Source organism: Marinobacter aromaticivorans, assembly GCF_002806975.1.
Classification (GTDB): Bacteria; Pseudomonadota; Gammaproteobacteria; order Pseudomonadales; family Oleiphilaceae; genus Marinobacter; species Marinobacter aromaticivorans.
Genome location: NZ_NIHD01000007.1, coordinates 209,697 through 231,693 on the forward strand (window position 1 = coordinate 209,697; position 21,997 = coordinate 231,693).

Annotated in this window: 19 protein-coding genes; 10 read left to right on the plus strand and 9 right to left on the minus strand. The window is 56.8% G+C overall.

Annotated elements, in window-relative coordinates; genetic code table 11:
• The first annotated feature begins 140 nt into the window (after positions 1-140).
• From CDH48_RS12215 to CDH48_RS12225, 3 genes are all read left to right on the plus strand, one after another.
• A complete protein-coding gene (locus tag CDH48_RS12215) occupies positions 141-857 on the plus strand; it encodes a THxN family PEP-CTERM protein (RefSeq protein WP_100689019.1) in 717 nt (238 codons plus the stop codon).
• A gap of 192 nt (positions 858-1,049) precedes the next feature.
• Entirely contained in the window at positions 1,050-2,078 is a 1,029-nt protein-coding gene (locus CDH48_RS12220) for a metal-dependent hydrolase (protein ID WP_100689020.1), read from the plus strand.
• Positions 2,079-2,082: 4 nt separating this feature from the next.
• Positions 2,083-2,775 (plus strand): pseudouridine synthase, encoded by a 693-nt coding sequence (locus CDH48_RS12225; protein ID WP_100689021.1) that lies wholly within the window; start codon positions 2,083-2,085, stop codon positions 2,773-2,775.
• A gap of 2 nt (positions 2,776-2,777) precedes the next feature.
• Here the strand turns inward: CDH48_RS12225 and CDH48_RS12230 are convergent, their stop codons facing one another.
• From CDH48_RS12230 to ilvD, 3 genes are all read right to left on the minus strand, one after another.
• Complete coding sequence (locus tag CDH48_RS12230; RefSeq protein ID WP_100689068.1) at positions 2,778-3,257, minus strand: asparaginase domain-containing protein; 480 nt, start codon at positions 3,255-3,257, stop codon at positions 2,778-2,780.
• Between the two features lie 69 nt (positions 3,258-3,326).
• Positions 3,327-4,271: a D-alanyl-D-alanine endopeptidase gene (gene pbpG, locus CDH48_RS12235; RefSeq protein WP_227521068.1), complete on the minus strand. Its 945-nt coding sequence runs from the start codon at positions 4,269-4,271 to the stop codon at positions 3,327-3,329.
• 32 nt (positions 4,272-4,303) lie between these two features.
• The gene (gene ilvD, locus CDH48_RS12240; protein ID WP_100689022.1) at positions 4,304-5,980 is read right to left on the minus strand and encodes a dihydroxy-acid dehydratase; all 1,677 of its coding nucleotides are present in this window, start codon (positions 5,978-5,980) and stop codon (positions 4,304-4,306) included.
• A gap of 129 nt (positions 5,981-6,109) precedes the next feature.
• Here ilvD and CDH48_RS12245 point away from each other — a divergent pair, with 129 nt between their 5' ends.
• The gene (locus CDH48_RS12245; protein ID WP_100689023.1) at positions 6,110-8,509 is read left to right on the plus strand and encodes a phosphoketolase family protein; all 2,400 of its coding nucleotides are present in this window, start codon (positions 6,110-6,112) and stop codon (positions 8,507-8,509) included.
• 76 nt (positions 8,510-8,585) lie between these two features.
• Here the strand turns inward: CDH48_RS12245 and CDH48_RS12250 are convergent, their stop codons facing one another.
• The 6 genes from CDH48_RS12250 to cysZ all read right to left on the minus strand — a co-directional run bounded on the left by CDH48_RS12250 (position 8,586) and on the right by cysZ (position 16,374).
• Complete coding sequence (locus CDH48_RS12250; RefSeq protein ID WP_100689024.1) at positions 8,586-9,161, minus strand: glutathione S-transferase family protein; 576 nt, start codon at positions 9,159-9,161, stop codon at positions 8,586-8,588.
• A 150-nt stretch (positions 9,162-9,311) separates the two neighbouring features.
• Positions 9,312-9,518, minus strand: a complete 207-nt coding sequence (locus tag CDH48_RS12255) for a cold-shock protein (protein WP_007154967.1) — start codon at positions 9,516-9,518, stop codon at positions 9,312-9,314.
• Between the two features lie 237 nt (positions 9,519-9,755).
• A complete protein-coding gene (gene crcB / locus CDH48_RS12260; protein ID WP_100689025.1) occupies positions 9,756-10,136 on the minus strand; it encodes a fluoride efflux transporter CrcB in 381 nt (126 codons plus the stop codon).
• A gap of 18 nt (positions 10,137-10,154) precedes the next feature.
• The gene (locus tag CDH48_RS12265) at positions 10,155-12,605 is read right to left on the minus strand and encodes an acyl-CoA dehydrogenase (protein WP_100689026.1); all 2,451 of its coding nucleotides are present in this window, start codon (positions 12,603-12,605) and stop codon (positions 10,155-10,157) included.
• Between the two features lie 123 nt (positions 12,606-12,728).
• A complete protein-coding gene (gene rapA, locus CDH48_RS12270; RefSeq protein WP_100689027.1) occupies positions 12,729-15,608 on the minus strand; it encodes an RNA polymerase-associated protein RapA in 2,880 nt (959 codons plus the stop codon).
• A gap of 16 nt (positions 15,609-15,624) precedes the next feature.
• On the minus strand, positions 15,625-16,374 hold the full coding sequence (cysZ, locus tag CDH48_RS12275) for a sulfate transporter CysZ (RefSeq protein ID WP_100689028.1): 750 nt from the start codon (positions 16,372-16,374) through the stop codon (positions 15,625-15,627).
• A gap of 97 nt (positions 16,375-16,471) precedes the next feature.
• Between cysZ and CDH48_RS12280 the strand changes: the two genes are divergently transcribed.
• The 6 genes from CDH48_RS12280 to CDH48_RS12305 all read left to right on the plus strand — a co-directional run bounded on the left by CDH48_RS12280 (position 16,472) and on the right by CDH48_RS12305 (position 21,979).
• Positions 16,472-16,876: a VanZ family protein gene (locus CDH48_RS12280; RefSeq protein WP_100689029.1), complete on the plus strand. Its 405-nt coding sequence runs from the start codon at positions 16,472-16,474 to the stop codon at positions 16,874-16,876.
• 521 nt (positions 16,877-17,397) lie between these two features.
• Positions 17,398-18,501 (plus strand): tRNA 2-selenouridine(34) synthase MnmH, encoded by a 1,104-nt coding sequence (gene mnmH / locus CDH48_RS12285; protein WP_100689030.1) that lies wholly within the window; start codon positions 17,398-17,400, stop codon positions 18,499-18,501.
• A gap of 137 nt (positions 18,502-18,638) precedes the next feature.
• The gene (locus CDH48_RS12290; protein ID WP_100689031.1) at positions 18,639-19,472 is read left to right on the plus strand and encodes a mechanosensitive ion channel family protein; all 834 of its coding nucleotides are present in this window, start codon (positions 18,639-18,641) and stop codon (positions 19,470-19,472) included.
• A 171-nt stretch (positions 19,473-19,643) separates the two neighbouring features.
• Complete coding sequence (locus tag CDH48_RS12295) at positions 19,644-20,198, plus strand: aminoacyl-tRNA deacylase (protein ID WP_100689032.1); 555 nt, start codon at positions 19,644-19,646, stop codon at positions 20,196-20,198.
• An 85-nt stretch (positions 20,199-20,283) separates the two neighbouring features.
• Entirely contained in the window at positions 20,284-21,579 is a 1,296-nt protein-coding gene (locus tag CDH48_RS12300; protein ID WP_100689033.1) for an FAD-dependent monooxygenase, read from the plus strand.
• A 34-nt stretch (positions 21,580-21,613) separates the two neighbouring features.
• Positions 21,614-21,979, plus strand: a complete 366-nt coding sequence (locus tag CDH48_RS12305; protein WP_100689034.1) for a histidine triad nucleotide-binding protein — start codon at positions 21,614-21,616, stop codon at positions 21,977-21,979.
• Positions 21,980-21,997: the final 18 nt, after the last annotated feature.

The window sequence follows — 21,997 nt, forward strand, 5'->3', positions numbered from 1 at the left end:
CTTTACAGATCAAAAAATAACCAGCTGTAACCGACTGTTCTTAAAGGTTATTCACAGTTGGCATGAAACTAGCTTTATCGTAGCAGCTGACGACACAAAATGAATTGTGTTATTCCACTGTTAAAGTTAGGAGTTATGCCATGAAGATGTTGGCGAAGGGATCCTTTGGTGCGCTGTTGCTGACAGCGGCTATGAGTGTAGCGGCGTTTCCGGTTAACGTAACGTCGATTGCCGGTACATTTGAGAACACACTAAAAAGCGATGGCAACGTTGCTTCGGGAGACGGAACAAGCCTTATTGAATGGGGTGATTTCGGCCAGCTCAAGAAGCAAAGCAGTCTTGAGTTTTCAGGCGCAAATCCATTGCCAGTAATCCCTGATAATAGTCCATTTGAACTCGGTACTCTGACTCACACCAATAATAAGATTTCAGGCCCGGCCCTGACTTCTACCGATCTAGCGGTTACTCTTGGATTTTCGGCTTTTGGAGACTCTGGAGGAGGCGAGGGTACATTCGTATTTGCTCACAACGAAACGCCAAACAACGCATGCCTGGGATTCGTAGTATTTGGTGCCTGCATTGGCTTCCCTATCGGCAACGTTGACGATACGATTACGCTCTTTGATACAACGGTTTCCAGTTCAAGCTTCATACTCGGTGGCTTTGAATATTCTTTGGAACTGATTGGATTTAGCGGCACGGAAGTTGTGAGCACCCCGGAAAAAAGTATAAGGGACTACGATCTTCTTGCAAAACTGAATGCAACAGCAGTTCCCGTCCCAGAGCCTGGCACTATCGCCCTGCTCGGCCTGGGCCTGGCAGGCCTCGGCATGGCACGTCGCCGCAAAGCCGCTTGATTGGCTGACCCGCTAGCAGAAGCCCTATAACCCTGTCGCGCTCAAAGCCCGAACCTGACACCCCGCGCTTTCAAAAAGCCCGGGGTGTCAGTTTTTTTAACACCTCCTTTTTTTATCAACCCTTGCTTTCCGTGATCTGAATCCCCAAACCGCGCATAATACTCAACACCATTTTCTACTCTTGCGGAATTCATGGACTCAATCACTCAAGCCGCCCTTGGCGCCTCAATCGCAGGCCTGGTGGCGGGTAAAACTTTCGGGCGATCGGCTCTGCTCACCGGCGCGTTACTGGGTACGCTTCCCGACCTTGATGTGCTGATTGATTATGGAACGGCGGTGGCTAACTTTACCCAGCACCGGGGCTTCAGCCATTCTCTTTTCGTGCTTGCACCTGTGTCCCTGCTGCTTGCGACCTTGCTCTGGCGCTGGAAGCCGGAGCCGGGGTTCCAGCGCTGGTTGTTGCTAACCGCGCTGGTACTCCTGACACACCCGCTGCTGGATACCTTCACCACCTACGGCACGCAACTCTTCTGGCCAACTGGCAGGCCCCTTGCGATAAGCAGCATTTTCATTATTGACCCACTGTATACGCTCCCTCTGCTGGCCGGCTGCATCGTCTTTCTGCTGCGCCCTCCGGCACAGCGGGCCGTGGCGGCTGGCCTGGTTCTGTCCAGCGTGTATCTTGGCTGGTCGTTTGTGGCTCAGCAGGTCATTACCGAACGGGTGCAGCCCGCACTCGCAAAAGCAGGTCTGGCTGACGCCGAACTGCTGGTACAACCCATGCCCTTCAACACGGTACTTTGGCGCGCCACCGCCATTACGGATCGGCAGCGGGTTGAAATTGTGACCGGCTTTCTGGATGACGACACGCCCCTGACCCTTGAATACTTCCCGCGCCAGCCAGAACTGGCAAGAGCCGTCTCACAACTTCCCGAAGCCCGACGCCTGGAATGGTTTACCCGGGGCTTTCTCGATTACAGGGCAAGCAACGGTAAAATCACGGCAACCGATATTCGCCTGGGCATTCCCGGAGCACACCCGTTTACCTTTGTTCTGGCCAGTGAGCGGGGTGGTAAGCTGATACCGGGCAATGGCGAACGTGCGCCCCGGCCCACCATGAACACAGGCGCCTTGCCATTGCTATGGGCTCGCGCAACAGGCGCCATTCCGGTGCTGTGCCTTTCCAGCCTGGCGGTGCCTGCGCCTGGCGAGGAGTGCTGACCCCATGCGCCTTGATCAGTTTATCGCCACCAGCTCACCCCTTTCACGTAAAGAGGCCAGGCGTGCCATACATGCCGGTGGCGTAGAAGTTAACGGTGAAGTCTGGAAAGAAACGGGCAAACACGTGCCAGCAGGCGCTCAGGTTATGCTGGAGGGCGCGCAACTGACCCTACCGGGCGAGCGCTACCTGATGCTCCATAAACCTGAGGGTGTGGTCAGCGCGACCCGCGACAGTGAGTATCCAACCGCACTGGATCTGCTGCCAGCAGAGCTGACCCGCAATCTTCACATCGCCGGCCGGCTGGACGCCGACACTACTGGCTTGCTGCTGCTGACAACTGACGGGCAATGGTCCCACAGGATCACTTCACCGAGAGTAGAGTGCCCTAAAACCTACAGGGTAAGCCTGAGCACGCCGGTTTCAGATTCCGCCATCAAAACCCTGGAAAAGGGCGTTTTGCTTAATAACGACCCGAAGCCCACAAAGCCTGCCCAGGTAAGGGTTCTGGGGCAAAGGTTGATTGAGTTAACCATTTCAGAAGGGCGCTACCACCAGGTCAAACGCATGCTGGCTGCGGTGGGTAATCATGTGGAGGCCCTGCACAGACAGAGCATAGGCGATATAATCCTTGACCCTGCACTGGGGCCCGGAGCCTATCGAGAGCTGACCGAACAGGAAATTGCTTCGGCAGGCTGAGTTCAGGTACGTTCGAAGCGCTGTGCCTTCAGGTTTTTACGCACGGCACCAGCTTCAAACACTTCCCCGTTCATGGCGATATAGACGCCAGGCGGCAAAAGCTGAACCGCCGCCCAGGCAAAACCCATGTTGAAGACCGCATCGCTGCGACGCATTCGCGCCGGCTGCATGGCGCCCGTAAGAACAATGGTTTTGTCAGTCACTGAGGACAACACCTGCGCGGTTTCCGCCATGGTGTCCGTACCGTGGGTAATCAGTATTCGGCGGCCATCACAGTTTTTGACCGCCGCAAGAACTTTTGCACGATCTTCGTCCGTCATTTCCAGACTGTCTTTGCGCAACAACCCCTGCAGCTCGTAACCGTTGTGGATATTCGACTCTGCGAGCAGTTCCGGCACCAGTGATTCACCAATTTCAAACTCACTGTTGGCGTCAAAATACACCTTGTCGATGGTACCACCGGTGGTAAAAATCCGGATCATGAACTGCCTGTCCTTTTTCATGTGCCCGTCAATGCGTTGCGTCAACGCGCTGCGGGTTCCGTGCGTATTCTATTTCAATGCAGCCGTCGTGCTGTGAACCACCGCATTGTAGGCAGCATTCTTTTCCTGCGCGTATTGCCGCGCCGCTTTGGCCACCTGGCCCTGGTCACCGGTATCCAGCCAGCGTTTGATGCGCCCTGCGTCCCCCATGGGTGAACGGGTACCCAAAGAATCCAGGAGAACCGTAACCACCTGCTTGCCGTTCATTTCCGAAATCATCACCAGGCAACGCCCGGCCTCCGAGAGGTAGCCGGTTTTGCTCAGCCCCACGCCCCAGCTATTACGGTGCACCAAAGCATTGGTGTTACCGAACGACAAGCTGTAACGGGGGTTACGGAAATGGCCGCGAAAATAGCCGGTTGTGGAATACTCCCGGATTTCCGGGTATTCCGCCGCCGCATTGACAAGCCTCACCAGATCCCCGGCGGTTGAGACATTCTCCGCCGAAAGGCCAGTCGGATCCACGAAGCGGGTACCCACCATACCAAGCGTTTTTGCCCTGGCATTCATGGCATCAATAAATGCGTCGAAGCCTCCGGGGTGGCTGCGGGCCAGGGTATAGGCTGCAAAGTTCTCAGATGACATAAGCGCAATACGCAGCACATCTGCGCGGCGCATTTTCGAGCCAATCCGGATACGGCTGTATGCATTGGCAGCCGCCGGCGTATGGCGCTTCCGGAAAACCAGCCATTCGTTCAAGGGTGCACCGGATTCCAGAACCACCAGAGCCGTCATCACTTTGGTGATGGACGCAATGGGCACAGAGCGGTCGGAATTTTTGCCAAAAACGAGGTCGTTGCTGCCAGCCAGGGCAACGGCGGCATTCACGGACGCCAGGTTCGGGCCCTGTGTGGACTTTTTAAGCTCAGGGGTGTTTGTCTGGTGTGCATTTGCCAGCAATGGCAGGCAAAAGACCAGCCACAACACCATCTTCGCCATAATCGTTTTGTGCATTTACTACACTCTGTGCTTCTGTGCTTATGGATTCAGGGCAGATCAGTGACCGCACCGGTGGATGCAGAGCTTACCGTACGGGCATACCTGGCAAGCACGCCACGGGTAAACCGGGGCTGGGGAGCCACCCAGGCTTTGCGCCGGCGCTCCAGCTCTTGTGCGGACACGTCCAACTCCATGGTGTTAGCCACTGCATCAATGGTTATTGTATCGCCATCCTCAACCAGCGCAATGGGGCCACCCTCGGCCGCTTCCGGAGTAATGTGGCCAACCACAAAACCGTGACTGCCGCCAGAGAAACGACCGTCGGTAATCAGGGCGACGTCGTTGCCAAGCCCCTTACCCATGATTGCCGAGGTCGGGGTGAGCATTTCACGCATGCCCGGGCCACCTTTCGGGCCCTCATAGCGGATCACCAGTACATCACCGGCAACCACGGTACCGTCAATAATTCGTTCCTGGGCTTCCTCTTCGGAATGAAATACCCGGGCACGACCCGTGAAGTGTGTTCCTTCCTTGCCGGTGATCTTGGCCACAGCGCCATCCGGCGCAAGATTGCCGTAAAGAATGCGCAAATGGCTGTCTGCCTTGATAGGGTTATCAAAGGCATGAATGATATCCTGGGCCTCAGGATAAGGCGCAACCGGGGCCAGGTTTTCTGCCAGTGTCTGCCCGGTCACCGTCAGACAATCACCGTGCAACAATCCACGTTCCAGCAACATTTTCATCAGGGGCTGAATACCACCGATTGCGACCAGTTCCGACATCATGTACTGCCCGCTCGGGCGCAGATCTGCCAGCACGGGTACGCGCTTCCCGATATCGACAAAATCATCCAGGCTCAGTTCCACACCAACCGTGCTGGCCATCGCCAGGAGATGAAGGACGGCGTTGGTCGAACCGCCCAGGGCAATAACAACCGTGATGGCATTTTCAAAGGCCTCACGGGTCATGATGTCCGAGGGCTTGATATCCTTCTCCAGAAGATTAAGAACTGCGGCACCTGCAGCACGGCAGTCGTCAGTTTTGGTAGCGGAAACCGCGTTCTGCGCTGAGCTGCCGGGCAGGCTCATGCCCATGGCCTCAATCGCAGAAGCCATGGTGTTTGCGGTATACATGCCGCCACAGGAACCGGGGCCGGGAATGGCCGTTTCCTCGATCTGCTTTACCTCTATCAGATCAAGATCGCCGCGGGCGTGCGCTCCCACGGCCTCAAACACGGAGACGATGTCTGTATGGTTTTTCCCGGGCATAATGGTGCCGCCATACACAAAGACCGAAGGCCGGTTGAGGCGGGCCAGCCCCATCATGCAGCCAGGCATGTTCTTGTCGCAGCCACCGATAGCCACAAGGCCGTCAAAACCTTCACAACCGGCCACGGTTTCTATGGAATCGGCGATCACTTCCCGGGACACCAGGGAGTACTTCATACCCAAAGTACCATTGGCAATGCCGTCGGACACGGTGATGGTGTTGAAAATCAGCGCCTTACCGCCGGCCGCATCGGCACCGGCAGAAGAGGCCTCCGCCAGTTCGTTGATGTGCATATTGCAGGGCGTCAGATTGCTCCAGGTGGAGGCAATACCAATCTGGGGTTTGCGGAAATCCTCATCGGTAAAGCCAACCGCCCGCAGCATGGCCCGGCTGGCAGACTTGCCAATGCCGTCCACAACGGGGGCAGAATAGCGGCGGCGCTTGTCATCACTCATTGCTCTCTCCCACGAATTTTCACAACCCATTGTAATTATCGGCAGCCGGGCTGGATGACCTGCATCAAGCCCCCTGTTGCCGGTGTGCCATACACTTGCTGAAAAACAATCAAGCCGTGGAGGCTCGCCATGTCATCATCCATCCCGCCATCAGCGGTTTGCACCGACTACGAACGTTGGCGTCGCGGCTATGGTGTTATCCAGCACACCGATGCCACCTGCGACCAGGTGCAGGCCCTTGCTTCGGCTCTTGTCGCCGCTGGCCACCAGCCAGACGAAGCAACAGTTTACCGCAAGCTGGCCGATCTTGACCGGTTGACCAGCGCCGGTATGTGGCTGGTTGTACACATGACTTACGCAAACCGCGTTGACAGCTCCGGTGCCCCACTGACAGCCCGGGATTTCAAATACAAACCGGAGGGCCATACCGGTGGTGCCCTGAACATGGTACCCGCCTACGCAGCTTACCTGGCACTCAACAACCTGACTGGCAAAACCCGGAGCTGGCTCATGGGCCAGGGACACTGTGTAGCCGCCATCGACGGATTGAATGTGCTGACCGGCAACCTTCATCCCGAACAGCAAGAACGCTACACGGGAACGGACGGCCTGTCACGGATGGTAGCGGATTTTTACAGCTACCGGCAAAAGCCGGACGGCAGCACGGCAGCGCCACTGGGCAGCCACGTTAACCCCTACACAGCGGGTGGCATTATTGAAGGTGGCTATTTAGGCTTCGCCGAGCTTCAGTATGCCCATATGCCACTGCCCGGCGAATCCCTTGTGGCCTTTCTTTCAGACGGGGCTGCTGAAGAGCAAAGGGGCAGTGACTGGATCCCCCGCTGGTGGCGGGCCGAGGACTGCGGCCTGGTAACACCGGTAATGATTGCCAACGGCCGCCGCATTGAACAACGTACAGAGCTTGGCTCCCGTGAAGGCCTGGAGCGGTTCGCGGCTCACCTCGAGGCCCGGGGGTTCGATCCGGTCAGGTTTGATGGTCGTGACCCTGCTGCGTTTGTCTGTGTACTGATGGAGATGGAGCATTCCCTGCAGAGCCGGAGTGATCGCGCCCTGGCAGGTGAACTCGGGTACCCGGTCCGCATTCCTTACGGTATTGCCGAAACCGTGAAAGGCTTCGGTTTTTATGGCGCCGGCCGGAACTCTGCTCACAACCTGCCATTGCCAGGAAATCCACGCATGGATATACGTGCCCGGGAACTGTTCCGGGAACACGCATCCCGACTCTGGGTAGCTCCCGACGTGCTTGCAGACAGCGTAAAGCGGCTCAAAGAACACGACCAACAGGCACGGCCACTTGAGCGCGACCATCCACTCGCCAGGCGTAACCCGCCAGACCCGGTTGTGCCGGCCCTGACGGCTCGCCACGATCAGCTTTCGCCGATGCTGGCGGTGGACAACTTCTTCCGGGCGCTGGTCGCGCAAAACCCTGACCTGAGAGCCCGGGTGGGAAATCCGGACGAACTTGCCAGCAATCGCCTGACAGGTTTGCTGGAAGATCTGAAACACCGGGTGAACGACCCCGAAGATTCATCAGAATCGATACACGGGAAGATAATCACCGTGCTGAATGAGGAGGCCGTCATTTCTGCCTGCCTGGCGAACAAGGCAGGCCTAAACCTGGTTGCCAGCTACGAGGCATTCTGCGTGAAAATGCTCGGCGCAATCCGCCAGGAACTGATTTTTGCGCGCCACCAGAAAGCCGTTGGCCGGCCCGCCCGCTGGCTTGGCCTTCTGGTTATTGCCACATCCCATACCTGGGAGAATGGCAAGAACGAACAGTCCCACCAGGACACCACCTTCTGTGAAAGCCTGCTGGGGGAAATGAGCGATGTTTCCCGGGTCCTCTTTCCGGCCGATTACAACAGTACCCTGGCGGTTCTGCCCTCAGTCTTTACGGAACGGGGAACGATCAGTTGCATGGTGATTCCCAAACGGGAGCGGCCCTGCGTATTTGACGCCCGCGAAGCGGAGGCGCTTGCCCGGCACGGTGCCCTGGTTGTTGATGAAGATACCTCCGGGGGCGAGCCCATACTGCTCATTGCCAACGGTGCCTACCAGCTTTCCGAGGCTATCCGCGCTTGCGACCGCCTGCGCGAGACGGGCACCTCGTTCCGCCTGGTCTATGTACAGGAGCCGGGGCGATTCCGGGCGCCCAGGGATATGCTGGAGGCGGAGATCTGCCTGTCAGATCTGGAGCGGGAACGTATATTCCCGAGCCGGTTGCACCGGAGAGTCGCACTGACCCACATGCGACCGGAGGTGTTCCGGGGGCACCTGCACCCGCTCTTTCCGGACCCTGCTCACAGCAGGGTGCTGGGCTATATTAACCGCGGAGGTACATTGAACGAGGCCGGCATGCTGTTCACGAATCGCTGTTCCTGGGCTCATACACTGACGGCCTGCGCCAGCGTTCTGGAAAAACCACCCGGGGAGTGGCTGTCCAGCGCCGAACTGGCTGCCGTAGAGGGCCGCGGCGACCCTGCCATGATCACACGCGGCCTGTCCTGACCATCAGAAGGAAACCGGCTCCACTCGGCGGTTACCCACACCGGGCCAGACTCTCCGGCTCGCGCTGCGGACGGAATTAGGACTCGCGTGGGTCGGTTTCGGCCACCCAGGGATGAGACTTGTGGCTGTCGCGAAAGGCAATCAGACTTTCAATGCCGGTGAAGTCCACAAGGTCGCGAAAATCCAGCCAGTCCACCAGGCAATAGAGGCAGATGGCCGGGTAATTCCACTCCTCGAACTGCCCGTCTTCCACCTGGGCCGCGAGGGTGCGCAGGGTTGTCATGATGCGCTCGCGCTGCAAATCAAAAAACATAACCCCCGGAGTGTCCACATCAAGGCCGGAACGCCTGGCCAGCAGCAGGATAACCGCGGAGTCGTTGGCGCCGTCAATCAGGGTAAGCTGGTTCTGCTGGTCCCAGGTAAGGGGGTCCCTGCCCTGTTTGGCACTGATATAGCGGGAAATAATCCGGGAGTCATAAATTTCCTGGCCATCACTTTCCAGTACAGGTATTTTCAGCGCAGGATTGGTACGCCTGATTTCGTCCCGGTCTTCGCCGTAAATATCAAGGTTCACAAAATCGTAGGGTTCCTCGTCCAGCAGAATGCGGATGCGCCGAACGAAAGGCGAAGTAGTTGATCCAATCAGCTTCATAAACTCTCCGGTTATATCACCCAGTAATGCTCTGTGCCCAATTGGAAATGTACCATATCACTGCCCGGATGCAGGAAAATGGGCCCCTGCTAACGAAAAAAAGGCAGCCGAAGCTGCCTTTTTTGGCGGTTATTGCTCTATCCCTGGGGATTAGATAGCAGTAACGTTCTCCGCCTGGGGACCTTTCTGGCCCTGGGTAACGGTGAACTCAACTTGCTGGCCTTCTGCCAGAGTTTTGAAACCGCTGCCCTGAATAGCGCTGTAGTGAACAAAAACGTCCGGGCCGCCTTCACGAGTGATAAAGCCAAAGCCTTTTGCTTCGTTGAAGAACTTAACAGTACCGGTAGTAGTAGACATACTTAAACTTCCTGAAATCAATCATATTATCTGCTGCCACTCACTGAATGTGTATGGTCAGCGTTTTGCGGAAATACAGAACTCGCGGAATCAAAAACAGGACGGTCACTACTAACTGCGGAGTACGTCTTATTCATGAAATGCTTTGCTGAATCTTTCCTTCACAAAACACTCTACTCTGGAATTGCGGGCTTGCCAAGTACATTTAAAACAATTCATGTAGGTAGTGATACCAACTCAGCTTTTCACCAGACCAAAGGTGTAAATACCCAGCGCCGTCATCAAAATGGAGCCAGCAACATGAACGAGAATGCCGGTAATGGCCAACGTCCATTTACCCTCCTGAATCGCGGCGAGCATTTCCAGGGAGAAAGTGGAAAAGGTGGTCAGCGCGCCGCATAAACCGGTAATCGCGAACAACCGCCACTCGGGCGCCAGGGCGCTTCCCTGGCTGAAATACCCGATCAGCAAGCCTACCAGCCAGCCTCCGCCCAGGTTGGCTGCGAGGGTTCCCAGCGGAATCGCATGATAACTGGAGTTCAGCCAGAGACCGAGCAGCCAGCGCAGGTTAGCGCCAATAACGGCACCCGCGCTGACTGCAAGGAACGCTAACCACATAATCAGTGGCCTGACCGGTTACGCAGCATTGTGATCAATTACGGTTTCCTTGTTGCGGGCAAGCGCATCAAACGGGAAGTCGTCAACGGTGAGCATCTCCAGAACCACCGCTTCGTACTTCCGCATGAACTCTGCTTCTTCCCTGGTGTATATGCCTGCCTCCAGTGCCGCTTCGAAGCGCTCTTCCGGATGCAACGCGGTGATGGGCAGTTCACCCTTGGCGTATGCCTTGGTTGCTTTGCGGTAGAGCTGCTCGGCTTTGTCGTAGTCTTTCAGCAGATCGTTATAGCGCGCCACCGGGTTTTCCACTGTGCCGTCACCCTCGGTAGTCCATGTGCTGGCAAGCAGCTTGTGCCGAATGGGGGTGTCGGTGGAAATGAACCGGGCCAGTTTACGCGCCAGATCGTCATGGGGGTTATTCCGGCGCCGGCCCAGGGGCAGGGTGACCGCACGAAGAACCAAGGCTGCGGCGCGATTCGGCAGGTTCTGCAGGAAAGCATCCAGTGCTTCTTCGGTACGATGCAGCAGCAATTCAAGGCTGTACTGCATCACTTCCTTTTCACCTTCCACCGGCTGGGTTTCGTGCCAGTTTTTCAGCACCATGGAGGCAAGGTAGAGATTGGACAACATGTCACCGAGCCGCGCCGAGATCAGCTCGCGCATCTTGAGATCACTGCCAAGGGTGGTCATGGCAGCATCCGAACACAGCCCGAAAGCTGCACTGAAGCGAGCCACAGCCTGGGCATACTTGCGGCTGGCGCTATCGAACGGAACGTCTGCCCGGCCAAGGCCAAGCGCCTGGGTAAAGGCCCGCGCTGCGTTGCCGAAAATCAGGCCCGCGTGCCCAAAGAAGGCTTCGTCGAACGCATCGATATCATCGTTATCCTTGGCAGCCAGTTCCTTGAGCACATAGGGATGACAACGGATGGCCCCCTGACCGAAGATCATCAGGCTGCGGGTCATGATGTTGGCACCTTCCACGGTGATGGAGACCGCAGAACCACTGAAACCTATGCCAAGATAGTTGCGCGGGCCCAGAGTCACCGTTTTACCGCCGTGCACGTCCATGGCATCTGTCAGAATGCTGCGCTGGAACTCGGTCAGGTGATACTTGAGAATCGCCGAAGGTACGGCAGGTTTCTCGCCCTTGTCGATCATATTGGCGGTATGGTTAACCGCTGCCTGGGCAATGTAAGTCTTGGCGGCAATTCGGGCCAGGGGCTCCTGAACCCCTTCCATGTCTGCCACCGGGGTATTGAACTGACGACGGATACGGGTGAAGCCACCGGCCGTGCCCACTGCATAGGCAGCTGCGCCGGCGGCACCCGAAGGCAGCGTGATGCAACGGCCAACCGACAGACATTCAACCAGCATACGCCAGCCCTGCCCGGCCATATCCAGACCGCCAATAATGTAATCCAGGGGTATGAATACGTCCTTGCCGATAATCGGGCCGTTCAGGAAGGGACTGCCGATAGGGCAATGACGGCGACCGATTTCCATGCCTTTGGTATCCCGTGGGATCAGCGCACAGGTAATACCGTAATCTTTGGTGTCGCCAAGCAGTCCGTCCGGATCAAACATGCGGAAAGCCAGGCCAACCACCGTTGCGATGGGGGCCAGGGTAATCCAGCGCTTTTCAAAATTCAGTTTTATACCGACAACCTCCTTGCCGTCGATTTCCTGCTTGCAAACGATGCCTGTATCCGGCAGCGAGGTTGCATCCGAGCCTGCCCGGGGCCCGGTCAGGCCGAAACAGGGAATCTCACGACCATCGGCCAGGCGGGGCAAGTAGTGGTTTTTCTGCTCTTCAGTTCCGTATTTTACCAGCAACTCACCCGGGCCCAGGGAGTTAGGGACCCCCACAGAGACCATCAACATCTCGTTGGCGGCGATCTTCTGCAGCACAGCGGTTTGAGCTTTGGCCGAGAAACCGAGACCACCATATTCCTTGGGGATGATCATTCCAAAGAACTTTTCCTTCTTGAGAAAATCCCATAGTTCTTTCGGAAGATCGGCGCGTTCTACGGCAACATCCCAGGCGTCACACATGGAAATTGCCTGAACACACTGGTTATCCACGAATGCCTGTTCTTCCTCGGAGAGGCCGGTGTGGCGGTTGATCAGCAGGTTGTGCCAGTCCGGCTGCCCGGTAAACAGCTCGCCGTCCCAGCCAACGGTTCCGGCTTCCAGTGCCACCTTCTCGGTGTCCGACACCCTGGGCGCAACCTTTTTGAACATGGCAAACACCCGTGGCGTCAGCCACCCCTGCCGGAGCCCGGGCAATCCTGCAGCTGCAGTCGCCGCCGTGCCGATAAAGAGGATCAGCGCCAACCAGCCCGATGCAAAGATCATTGACAGAACGCCAATCACGACCATGACACCGATAGCCGGTTTGGCCCCGGATTCGCGCCGCATGACAATCAGCAAACCTGCCAGCGCCGCCAGAAACAGAATAAAAGTCATCATAGGTTCTCTCTGTCATCCATGGATAAAAGCTACAAAATGTTACGTTTACGGTATCGTATCAGATGATCGCTGACCAGCAGCTTCAGCGGCATCCGCGGGTGAACGGCATCGCAAAAACCAGCCTTATGCCGTAACGATAACCCGGATTCCTTCCAAAGCCAGGGTGGCGTGCCCGATGGCTTCACGGGCAGCTTTCAGCTGGTTGCGGAAGAAATCAATTTCCTCCTCGCGAATGGCCGGATTCACTTTTTTCAGGGCCTCGAGCCTGCGGATCTCCGGCTCGAAACTTGCCGCCAACCGCTCCAGTGCCTTTTGCTTCATAGGTTCCAGATGCGGCGCAGACAAGCGCTCCACGTGGTCCACCATGGTTTCGACCTGGGGACGAATCTGTGGCACAACGGCCTGAGCCGTGCGTCTGCGAATGTTTGAACACAGATCGTTCAAGCGATCATGGGGCAGTGCCGCTGAGAGTTCTTTACCGTTCACATCCACCAGCAGCCGCAAAGGCGAAACCGGCAGATAGCGGGTCAGTTGCAGGGCTTCGGGTGCCGGACAGTGCACTGTAAACAGCGCCTCCATAAGCAGAGTGCCGGCTGGCAATGCCTTCACCGACAGGCTGGCCAGCGCGGCCTTGCCCAGCCCGGAACTGGTTACCGAGTCCATCACGCCGGTTACCATCGGGTGTTCCCAGCTCATAAAAGCGATGTCTTCACGCTCCAGGGCATGCCGGCGATCCCAGGTAACGGTTATACCGTCCTCCGGCAGCTCAGCCACATGGCCGGCCTGGTATTGCTCGCCGGGGCGCAGAATATCGGCATGTTCAGAGTGGTCTTCGACATCCACTCCAAGAATGTCGAAAGCTTCCATCATGTAATCCCGAACCTGGGCCGAGCCTTCTTCCTCTTCAATGCGGGCAATCAGCGCATCGGCTATTTCGGGACGGCAGGAGTTAAGCTCAATCAGTGCATCGCGACCGTTCTGCAACAGGGTTTTCAGGCGAAGGGTCTCGGCAGCCGAGGTTTCAACCAGGCTATCCAGCACAGACAAGTCACCTTCCATGGCGCTTCTCCATTGATCACTGACCGTTTCCTGCACCGCAACACCAACGGCGCAGCTTTCAGAAAACGCGTTCAGGCCTTCCTCGAACCAGCGGTACTGAACCTCCTGCGAGGTATTCCGGAGATAGGGGATATGAATGTCGACGGTTTCTGTCTGGCCAATACGGTCAAGCCGCCCGATACGCTGCTCGAGCAGGTCAGGGTTGGCGGGCAGATCAAACAGCACCAGATGATGTGCAAACTGGAAGTTACGGCCTTCACTGCCAATCTCGGAGCAAATCAGTGCCTGGGCGCCCTGTTCATCATCGGCAAAATAGGCGGCAGCGCGGTCTCGCTCCACCAGGTTCAGATGCTCATGGAATGCGGCGCTGCGAATGCCGGCGCGCAACTGAAGGTAATGTTCCAGCGCCATAGCGGTTTCGGCCAGGGCGCAAATTACCACCACTTTGGCGGGGCGCAAGCTCACCAGCTTTTTCTCCAGCCAGTTAACTCGCGGATCATCCGCCAGCCACTGTTCCTCGGGCACGGATTGCTCGGGAGCTAACCCGGAGTAACCAAACGCCTGGTTCTGATACATGCCCGGGCAATCAAGGGGAACCGCATGGGGCCGGCGCTCGGGAAAACCCTGAATAGCCGCCCGGGTATTCCGGAACAGAACCCGCCCGGTGCCGTGGCGGTCCAGCAGCGCATCAATAATGGACTGGCGTGGCGAAGCCTCTTTCAGCAATTTTTCCAGCTCGTCCCCGAGCCAGGCTTCCAGGGCCTTGCGGTCATCCTCATGGATTTCCGAACCCTCATCCTGCAAACGCCGCACCACGCTGTTAATTGCTTCGTACTGTTGCTCTTCTTGCTGAAATGCCTGCAAATCGTGAAACCGCGCCGGGTCAAGCAGCCTTAGCCGGGCAAAGTGGCTGGCAACGCCCACCTGTTCTGGGGTTGCGGTCAGTAACAGCAAACCTTTGCTAACCGCAGACAGCTCCTCCACCAGCAGGTATTCCGGGCTGGCATTTTCGGGGCTCCAGGCCAGGTGATGGGCCTCATCCACAATCATCAGATCCCAACCCGCTTTCAAAGCGTCGTTTCTGGCTTTCCCGTTGTTCACCAGAAAATCGAGACTGCATAGCACCAGCTGGTCGCTTTCAAAAGGATTGACGGCTGCATCGTCCCCAAAAATATGAGTCATCAGCACATCAACATCGTCCTCACTGTCTTTGAGGGCGTCATAGCGGCCTTGGTCGACAATCGAGAAGCGCAGATTGAAGCGCCGCAGCATTTCCACAAGCCACTGGTGAATCAGTGAATCGGGCACAACAATCAGCGCCCGACGGGCCCGACCGGTCTGCAGCTGATAATGCAGAATAAGGCCGGCCTCAATGGTTTTACCCAGGCCAACTTCATCTGCCAGAAGCACCCTTGGCGCATGGCGCCTGGCCACTTCGTGGGCAATGTAGATCTGGTGCTGCAAATGTTGTGTGCGGGCACCAATCAGCCCCTGGGCGGGAGACGCCCGTAACCGGTCCATATGCTGGAGTGTTGCGAAACGCAGACGAAAAGCACCATTGCGATCAAACTGACCGGCAAACAGACGCTGGTGGGGAGCGGAGAAATTGACCGAACCGGCAAGTTTTACCTCGGAGATTTGCTCAATGTCCCCGCCAGGCTCTTCACTGCTACTGGCCTCAGCGTGATACAGCAGCACGCCCCCCAGATCCTCCACTGCACGCACGATATAGGTGCTGCCATCAAAGGTTTCGATTTCTTCGCCAATCTGGTAAACGATGCGGGATAAGGGTGCATTATCAATGGCGTACGTGCGCTCTTCATCCGCTGCGGGAAACCCGAGGGTAACCCGGCGTCCGGACATATCCGTAACTATGCCAAGCCCGAGCGCAGTATCACTGTGGCTGACCCAGCGCTGACCAATAACAAATTCCGATGCGTCCAAAAAACCTCCAGACTCGTTAATTTCGTGTTGCGCCGTTCTCGCGCACCCAATAGGCGGTTGCGCCGCACACCGCAGCGGGAACCACCACAAGATTCAAAACCGGCACCATGGCTGCCAGAGCCACCGGCAGCCCGAAGCCCAGTGCAGACAGCCGGGTATCGGCAAGCAACCGGCGCAGTGCCTTGAAGCTCACTTTGTGATTGTCGGCGGGGTAATCCACATACTGCAGAGCCATCATCCAGCTGTTAAACAGAAACCAGAGCACTGCTGCAACCAGGTTAACCACCGGAATCAGGCCAATGATAAACAGGCCTGTGGCCCGGGGCAGGTAATAGAGGATCTTCTGCACTTCGCGCCAGAGCGCCCGGGGGATGTCCTTGATGATGGCAGCCCAGCCGTCATCGGGGCTCACTTCCTGGCCGGTAAGATGTTTTTCGGTGAGCTCCGCCAGATAACCGTAAAAAGGAGAACCAATCAGGTTTGCAACAATCACAAAGCCATACGCAAGCATCAACAGGATAACGGCACCGTATAAGGTCCAGAACAGCCAGTCCAGTGCCTGTAACCAGGCCCAGTCGGGCAGCCAGGCCATTGCGGAAGCAATCAGTACCCCAAAGAGCTCTGCCAGAAAATAGAACAGCAGCCCGAAAAGCAGAATGTTGATAACAAGCGGAATAACGACAAACAAGCGGAGGCCTGGCTGGCGAATCAGACGAAAGCCTTCACCCAGATAGCCCAGTCCACGAAAAAAATTTCCTCTGAGCATTGCCGATCAGTCCTCCGCTTCAATGACAGTGACGGGGCGCAAAGCATATCATGTTGAAAACCTCCACACAGCCAGAGAACCCTGACGGAATTCATCAATGGCAATACTGAAACATCAACTCACCAGGCTGCTGCACTTTCGGCCGCTATGGCGCTTCATCCTGCTGCTGTCGGTAGCCGCCATTGGTTTTCTGGCCACGACAGACACCAATTACCCGATCCCGTCTGCTCCCAGCGACAAAGTGAACCACCTGATTGCTTTTATTGAGCTCACAATCGTTACACGCCTCGCCTGGCCGCAACTCCACGCCGTGTGGTTCGCGCCGGCCCTGCTGGGTTTCGGTCTGGCCATTGAACTGGTGCAGGCAACCCTGCCTTACCGGGATTTCTCCCTGGCCGACGTGGCGGCAGACGGGGCAGGAATAGTCATCGGACTCCTTCCCTGGCCCGGCCTACGTAAAATCACAAGTCGGGACTTGAGAGATTCGCCCGAATCCGTGTGAGATATCTCGCACAAATCTGTGAGATTGTGCGGTAATTTATCGTGCGTCGCATCTCCAGCCACCGGCCAACATGTCCTAACTGACTGATATGATTAACTTCCATTAACCTGACAAAAGCCAAACTCCGGCCAGGCACACATGGGTCACACGCGCCGACAAACTCGATTGGTATAGTGAGCCTGTCAGGAATGACCGGGAATAAGGACGAAGCACTGGATGCACTCCTGCATGGAAAAGCAGGGAGAGGCAAGGACACAGGGATACCCGGCTTAAGGGACAACTATTCGGATCGCCGGCTCGGAAGCCGGCACCAGGGAGTGGCACAAGGATTCGCAACACGGCTGTTGCACTCAGCGCAAGGATGCGCCAACCTGTTCCGGTGAAAGGGCGACTTCAGGGTTGCCCTTTTTTATTTGTGCCGGATTTCCGCATACCCTCCCCTCAAACCGGGCCAAAAACAGCAGGAAAACTGCACATCCGTTATACTGCCGCCTCATTCCGGCAAGCAATTGAGCCCTGAAATGGCAAGCAGACCTGATACCGACAACTACCTGTCCCTGTTCCTGAACAACACTCCCCTGCTGGACGTGCGGGCGCCTGTGGAATTCACCAGAGGCAGCTTCCCGGGCGCTGAAAACGCACCTCTGATGAATGATGAAGAACGGCATCGTGTCGGTATCTGCTACAAGGAAAAAGGCCAGGAGGAAGCCATCCGGCTCGGCCACCAACTGGTTTCCGGAGACGTTAAAGCCCGGCGCATTGAAGCCTGGAAACGCTTTGCAACACGGCACCCCGAAGGATACCTGTTCTGTTTTCGTGGGGGCTTGCGCTCGAGACTGACGCAGCAGTGGATCAGAGAGGCCGGTATCGACTACCCCCTGGTGAAGGGCGGCTACAAAGCGTTGCGCCGGTTTCTTCTCGACAGCCTCGATAATCTTGTTGAATCCAGTGATTTCCGTATCATCAGCGGGCGCACAGGGACAGGCAAGACCCGCGTACTTCAGCAGCTGCCAAACCCGGTGGACCTGGAAAAGCTGGCAAACCACAGGGGGTCCAGTTTTGGCCGCCAGGTAACACCGCAGCCATCACAGATAGATTTTGAAAACCGCCTCGCGGTCGCCATGCTAAAAGCCCATCACCTGAACATCGGCCCTGTTTATCTGGAAGATGAAAGCCGGCTGGTTGGTCGCTGTGCCTTGCCAGAGGTACTCAAACAAAAGATGGCCCATGCCCCCTTGCTCATTCTTGAGCAACCACTTGACGACCGTATCTGCATCATTCGGCAGGATTATGTGGAAAGCATGTCGGCGGATTACATGAGGCGGGATGGCGAAGAAGCTGGCTGGCTGAATTTTCGCGACTACCTGCTCGGGGCTCTGGACCGCATTAGCAAGCGCCTGGGCGGGGAGCGTCACCGCCAGTTGCACCACCTGATGAAAGAGGCACTGGCACTGCAGGAAAGCACGGGCAATGCAGAAGGCCACAATGCCTGGATCCAGGCGCTTTTGCAGGACTATTACGACCCGATGTACGATTACCAGCTCCGCCAGAAGCAAGGGCAAATCCTAGTCCGCGGAGGCCCGGATGCTGTAATTGAGTGGGCCAAAGCCAATACTGCTGCGTAGATGCGACATGTTTCAACCAGGCTCACATATACCCTCATCGTTTTGTCTGCTATATAAACTGCTGAGCCCACCCGGTTGTCTCGGTTCTGTAATCACGATGTAACACCTAAGAAAACAGGAATCTACAAGGAGTCCCTATGGAAGACCTATTGAGCGCTGACGGACGCGCCTCTGAATACGTCGACCAGGCCATTGCCCTGGTAATGACCTACGCGCCGAAAGTTTTGCTGGCCATCATCACACTGATCGTCGGTATGTGGCTGATCAACCGCTTTGTGAAAGTGCTGGACTCAAAGCTTGGCAAGAAAGATCCCACCCTGAACAAATTTCTTTGCGGGCTGCTCAGTGCCGTTCTGAAAGTTCTCCTGCTGATTTCTGTTGCCTCCATGGTAGGCATTGCGACTACCTCCTTTATTGCCATTATTGGTGCTGCCGGCCTGGCGGTTGGCCTCGCACTGCAGGGCAGCCTCGGAAACTTTGCCGGGGGCGTGCTGATTCTGATTTTCAAGCCGTTCAAGGTAGGTGATGTTATCGAAGCTCAGGGGTTTCTGGGTTCGGTGCGCGAAATCAGTATTCTCTACACCATTGTTGACACCTTCGATAACCGTCGCGTGGTGATTCCCAACGGCGAGCTGTCCAATGCAAGCCTGATCAATATGAGCGTTTACGAAACCCGCCGCTGCGACATGTCCTTTGGCATCGGCTACGACGACGACATTGACAAGGCCAAAGCCATCTGCAAACGCCTGATCGAAGAAGATGAACGTGCCCTGAAAGATCCCGTGCCCCTCATTGTTGTTGGAGGCCTGGGTGACAGTTCCGTAGATCTGACGGTACGCGCATGGACCAAAGCAGGCGACTTATGGCCCTTCTACTGGGATATGCAGGAAAGGGTGAAAAAAGCGTTTGATGCGGAAGGTATCTCCATTCCCTTTCCCCAGCGCGATGTACATATGTACAAAACCGAGTGAAATAGCAATCCGTATCCCATAGATACAACCCGTTACTCGCAATTGGCACAACCTCAGCTAAGCTGACCATAATGGTGGGGTCTGATAACCCCGCCAGAAGGTCGCCGGAGCATGGCAACCACTGGGTTAACCGCTCCGGGTTGCTGTCATTGCTGGTAGGAGGCTGTCACTATGCCGATACAGCAGTTAAAAGAATTTCTGGATGAGGCAAATGTGGAATACATGTGCCTCACTCACCCCCCCGCGTTTACCGCTCAGGAGCTTGCTCACCATGTGAAAATCGCGGGTGACAAGGTGGTCAAAACCGTCATTATCGAACTGGATGGAAAAATGGCCATGCTGGTTATGCCGGCTACCTGGCGCGTTCGCTGGGAGAGCCTTTCCCGCATTCTGGATACTGACTTTGTCGATCTTGCCGACGAACAGGAGTTCCAGGACCGGTTTCCCAACTGCGAAGTCGGCGCCATGCCGCCCTTCGGCAACCTGTTCGGCATGACCGTGTATTGTGCCGAACCGCTGACCGAGCAGTCCGAACTGGCTTTTGCCGCAGGCAGTCACACCGAAACCGTGCATATGAAAACACGGGATTTCCTGAACCTGGTTCAACCCATGGTGCTCCATCGGGGCTTCATCAAGCCCGGCACCCAGAAGCCTGCCTGGTTGCTGAAAGACCGTCGCCAGCCCGGGGCGGAATCAAAACAACCTGCATCCGGACTGGTTGGCTGATGGCGTTTTCATAACCGGCTTGATCCCGGTCCCTTGTCTGATCTTTGCCATCGCGTAAACTGAAGGCATCAGACAGGAACCCGATATGACTCAAGCTTTTGATATTGTACTTGTCGGCGCCGGCATGGTCGGCGCCGCACTTGCCACCGGCCTGGGGCGGGACGGCTTCAGTGTGGCGATGGTTGATCGTGCCCCTGCCCCCGGTTTCGACCCCGATTCGGTACCGGATATCCGTGTATCCGCCCTGAGCGCCGGCAGTGAGCGTTACCTGCAAAATCTGGGCGCCTGGGATCACATCCTCAACATGCGCGCCACACCCTATCGCCGGCTTGCGGTGTGGGATGAAACACGACACCCGCTGAGCAATCTGTTGCCGCCAACCGCAAACCGGGTGGAGTTCGATGCCACCAGGCTGAACACGCCCCACCTTGGCCATATTGTTGAAAACCCGGTGACCCAGCACGGCCTCTGGCAGGCGGCGGAAGCTGAGCCCTCCGTCACTATACTGGCCGGCAGTGGCATCGCCGGTATTACCCGGTCAGAAGAACAGGCCAGGGTCGTGCTCGAGAACGGCGAGGAGCTGGCCGCTGCGCTGGTGATTGGTGCCGATGGCGCCCAGTCCCGGGTGCGGGACATGGCTGGCATTGGCGTGACCCGGAATCAGTACGGCCAGCAGGCCATGGTTATTTCCGTGCGCTATCAGGGGCCGGTGCAGAATATCACCTGGCAGGGCTTTTACCCTTCGGGCCCCCGGGCCTTCCTGCCGTTACACAGTGCAGGCTCCGATGACCCGGGTGAAAGCCACGCTTCACTGGTGTGGTACGACGCACCAGAGGAAATCGCCCGCCTGAAAAGCCTGGGCAACGACGCACTGATGGCGGAGATACAACAGGGCTTCCCAGCCGAACTGCCGCAGCTTACCCACATTGAAGGCCGGGCCAGCTTCCCCATCGCCCGCCAGCATGCCAAACAGTATTCTGCGGGGCGCGTTGTACTTGTGGGGGACGCCGCCCATACCATTAACCCCTTGGCGGGGCAGGGCGTGAACCTCGGTTTTCAGGATGCCCAGTGCCTGCAAGGTATTCTGAAAGAGGCCCGGAGGACCGGCAAGGATCTGGCCGACGCCTCAGTGCTGGCAAGCTACGAGCAACAGCGACGACCGGCAAACCGGCGCATGATGTATGCCATGGATGCCTTTTACCACCTGTTCAGCAACCGGATTCCTCCGCTGCACCTGCTCCGGAACCTCGGCCTGGGCACCGCCCGCGCCTTGCCCTTTGCCCGTAACCGCGTGGCACGCTATGCCATGGGGATCGACGATGAGTTACCGGCGATTATCCGGCAATTAACAGCCCGGCTACCGGACCTGAACCAGCTTTAAGTACCCGAACAACGATCAATAAAAGGAAGCCAAGATGTCCGAAACTATTTTCAGCAAAATCATCAACCGCGAAATCCCGGCGGATATCGTTTATGAAGACGACATCAGCCTGGCGTTTCGCGATATCAACCCCCAGGCACCGGTGCACCTGCTGATCATCCCGAAAAAACTCATTGCCACCATCAATGACATCGAGGAGGGGGATCGCGAGCTGGTGGGCCATTTGTACTGGGTAGCAGGCAAGCTCGCCAAAGAGATGGGTTTTGCCGACGACGGCTACCGCACGGTGATGAACTGCGGCGAGAACTCCGGGCAGACCGTGTTCCACATTCACCTTCACCTGCTGGCTGGAAAGCCGCTGGGCTGGCCACCTTATACGGATAAAATGAAGCAGGCCTGAGCCGACAGGGCGTGATCA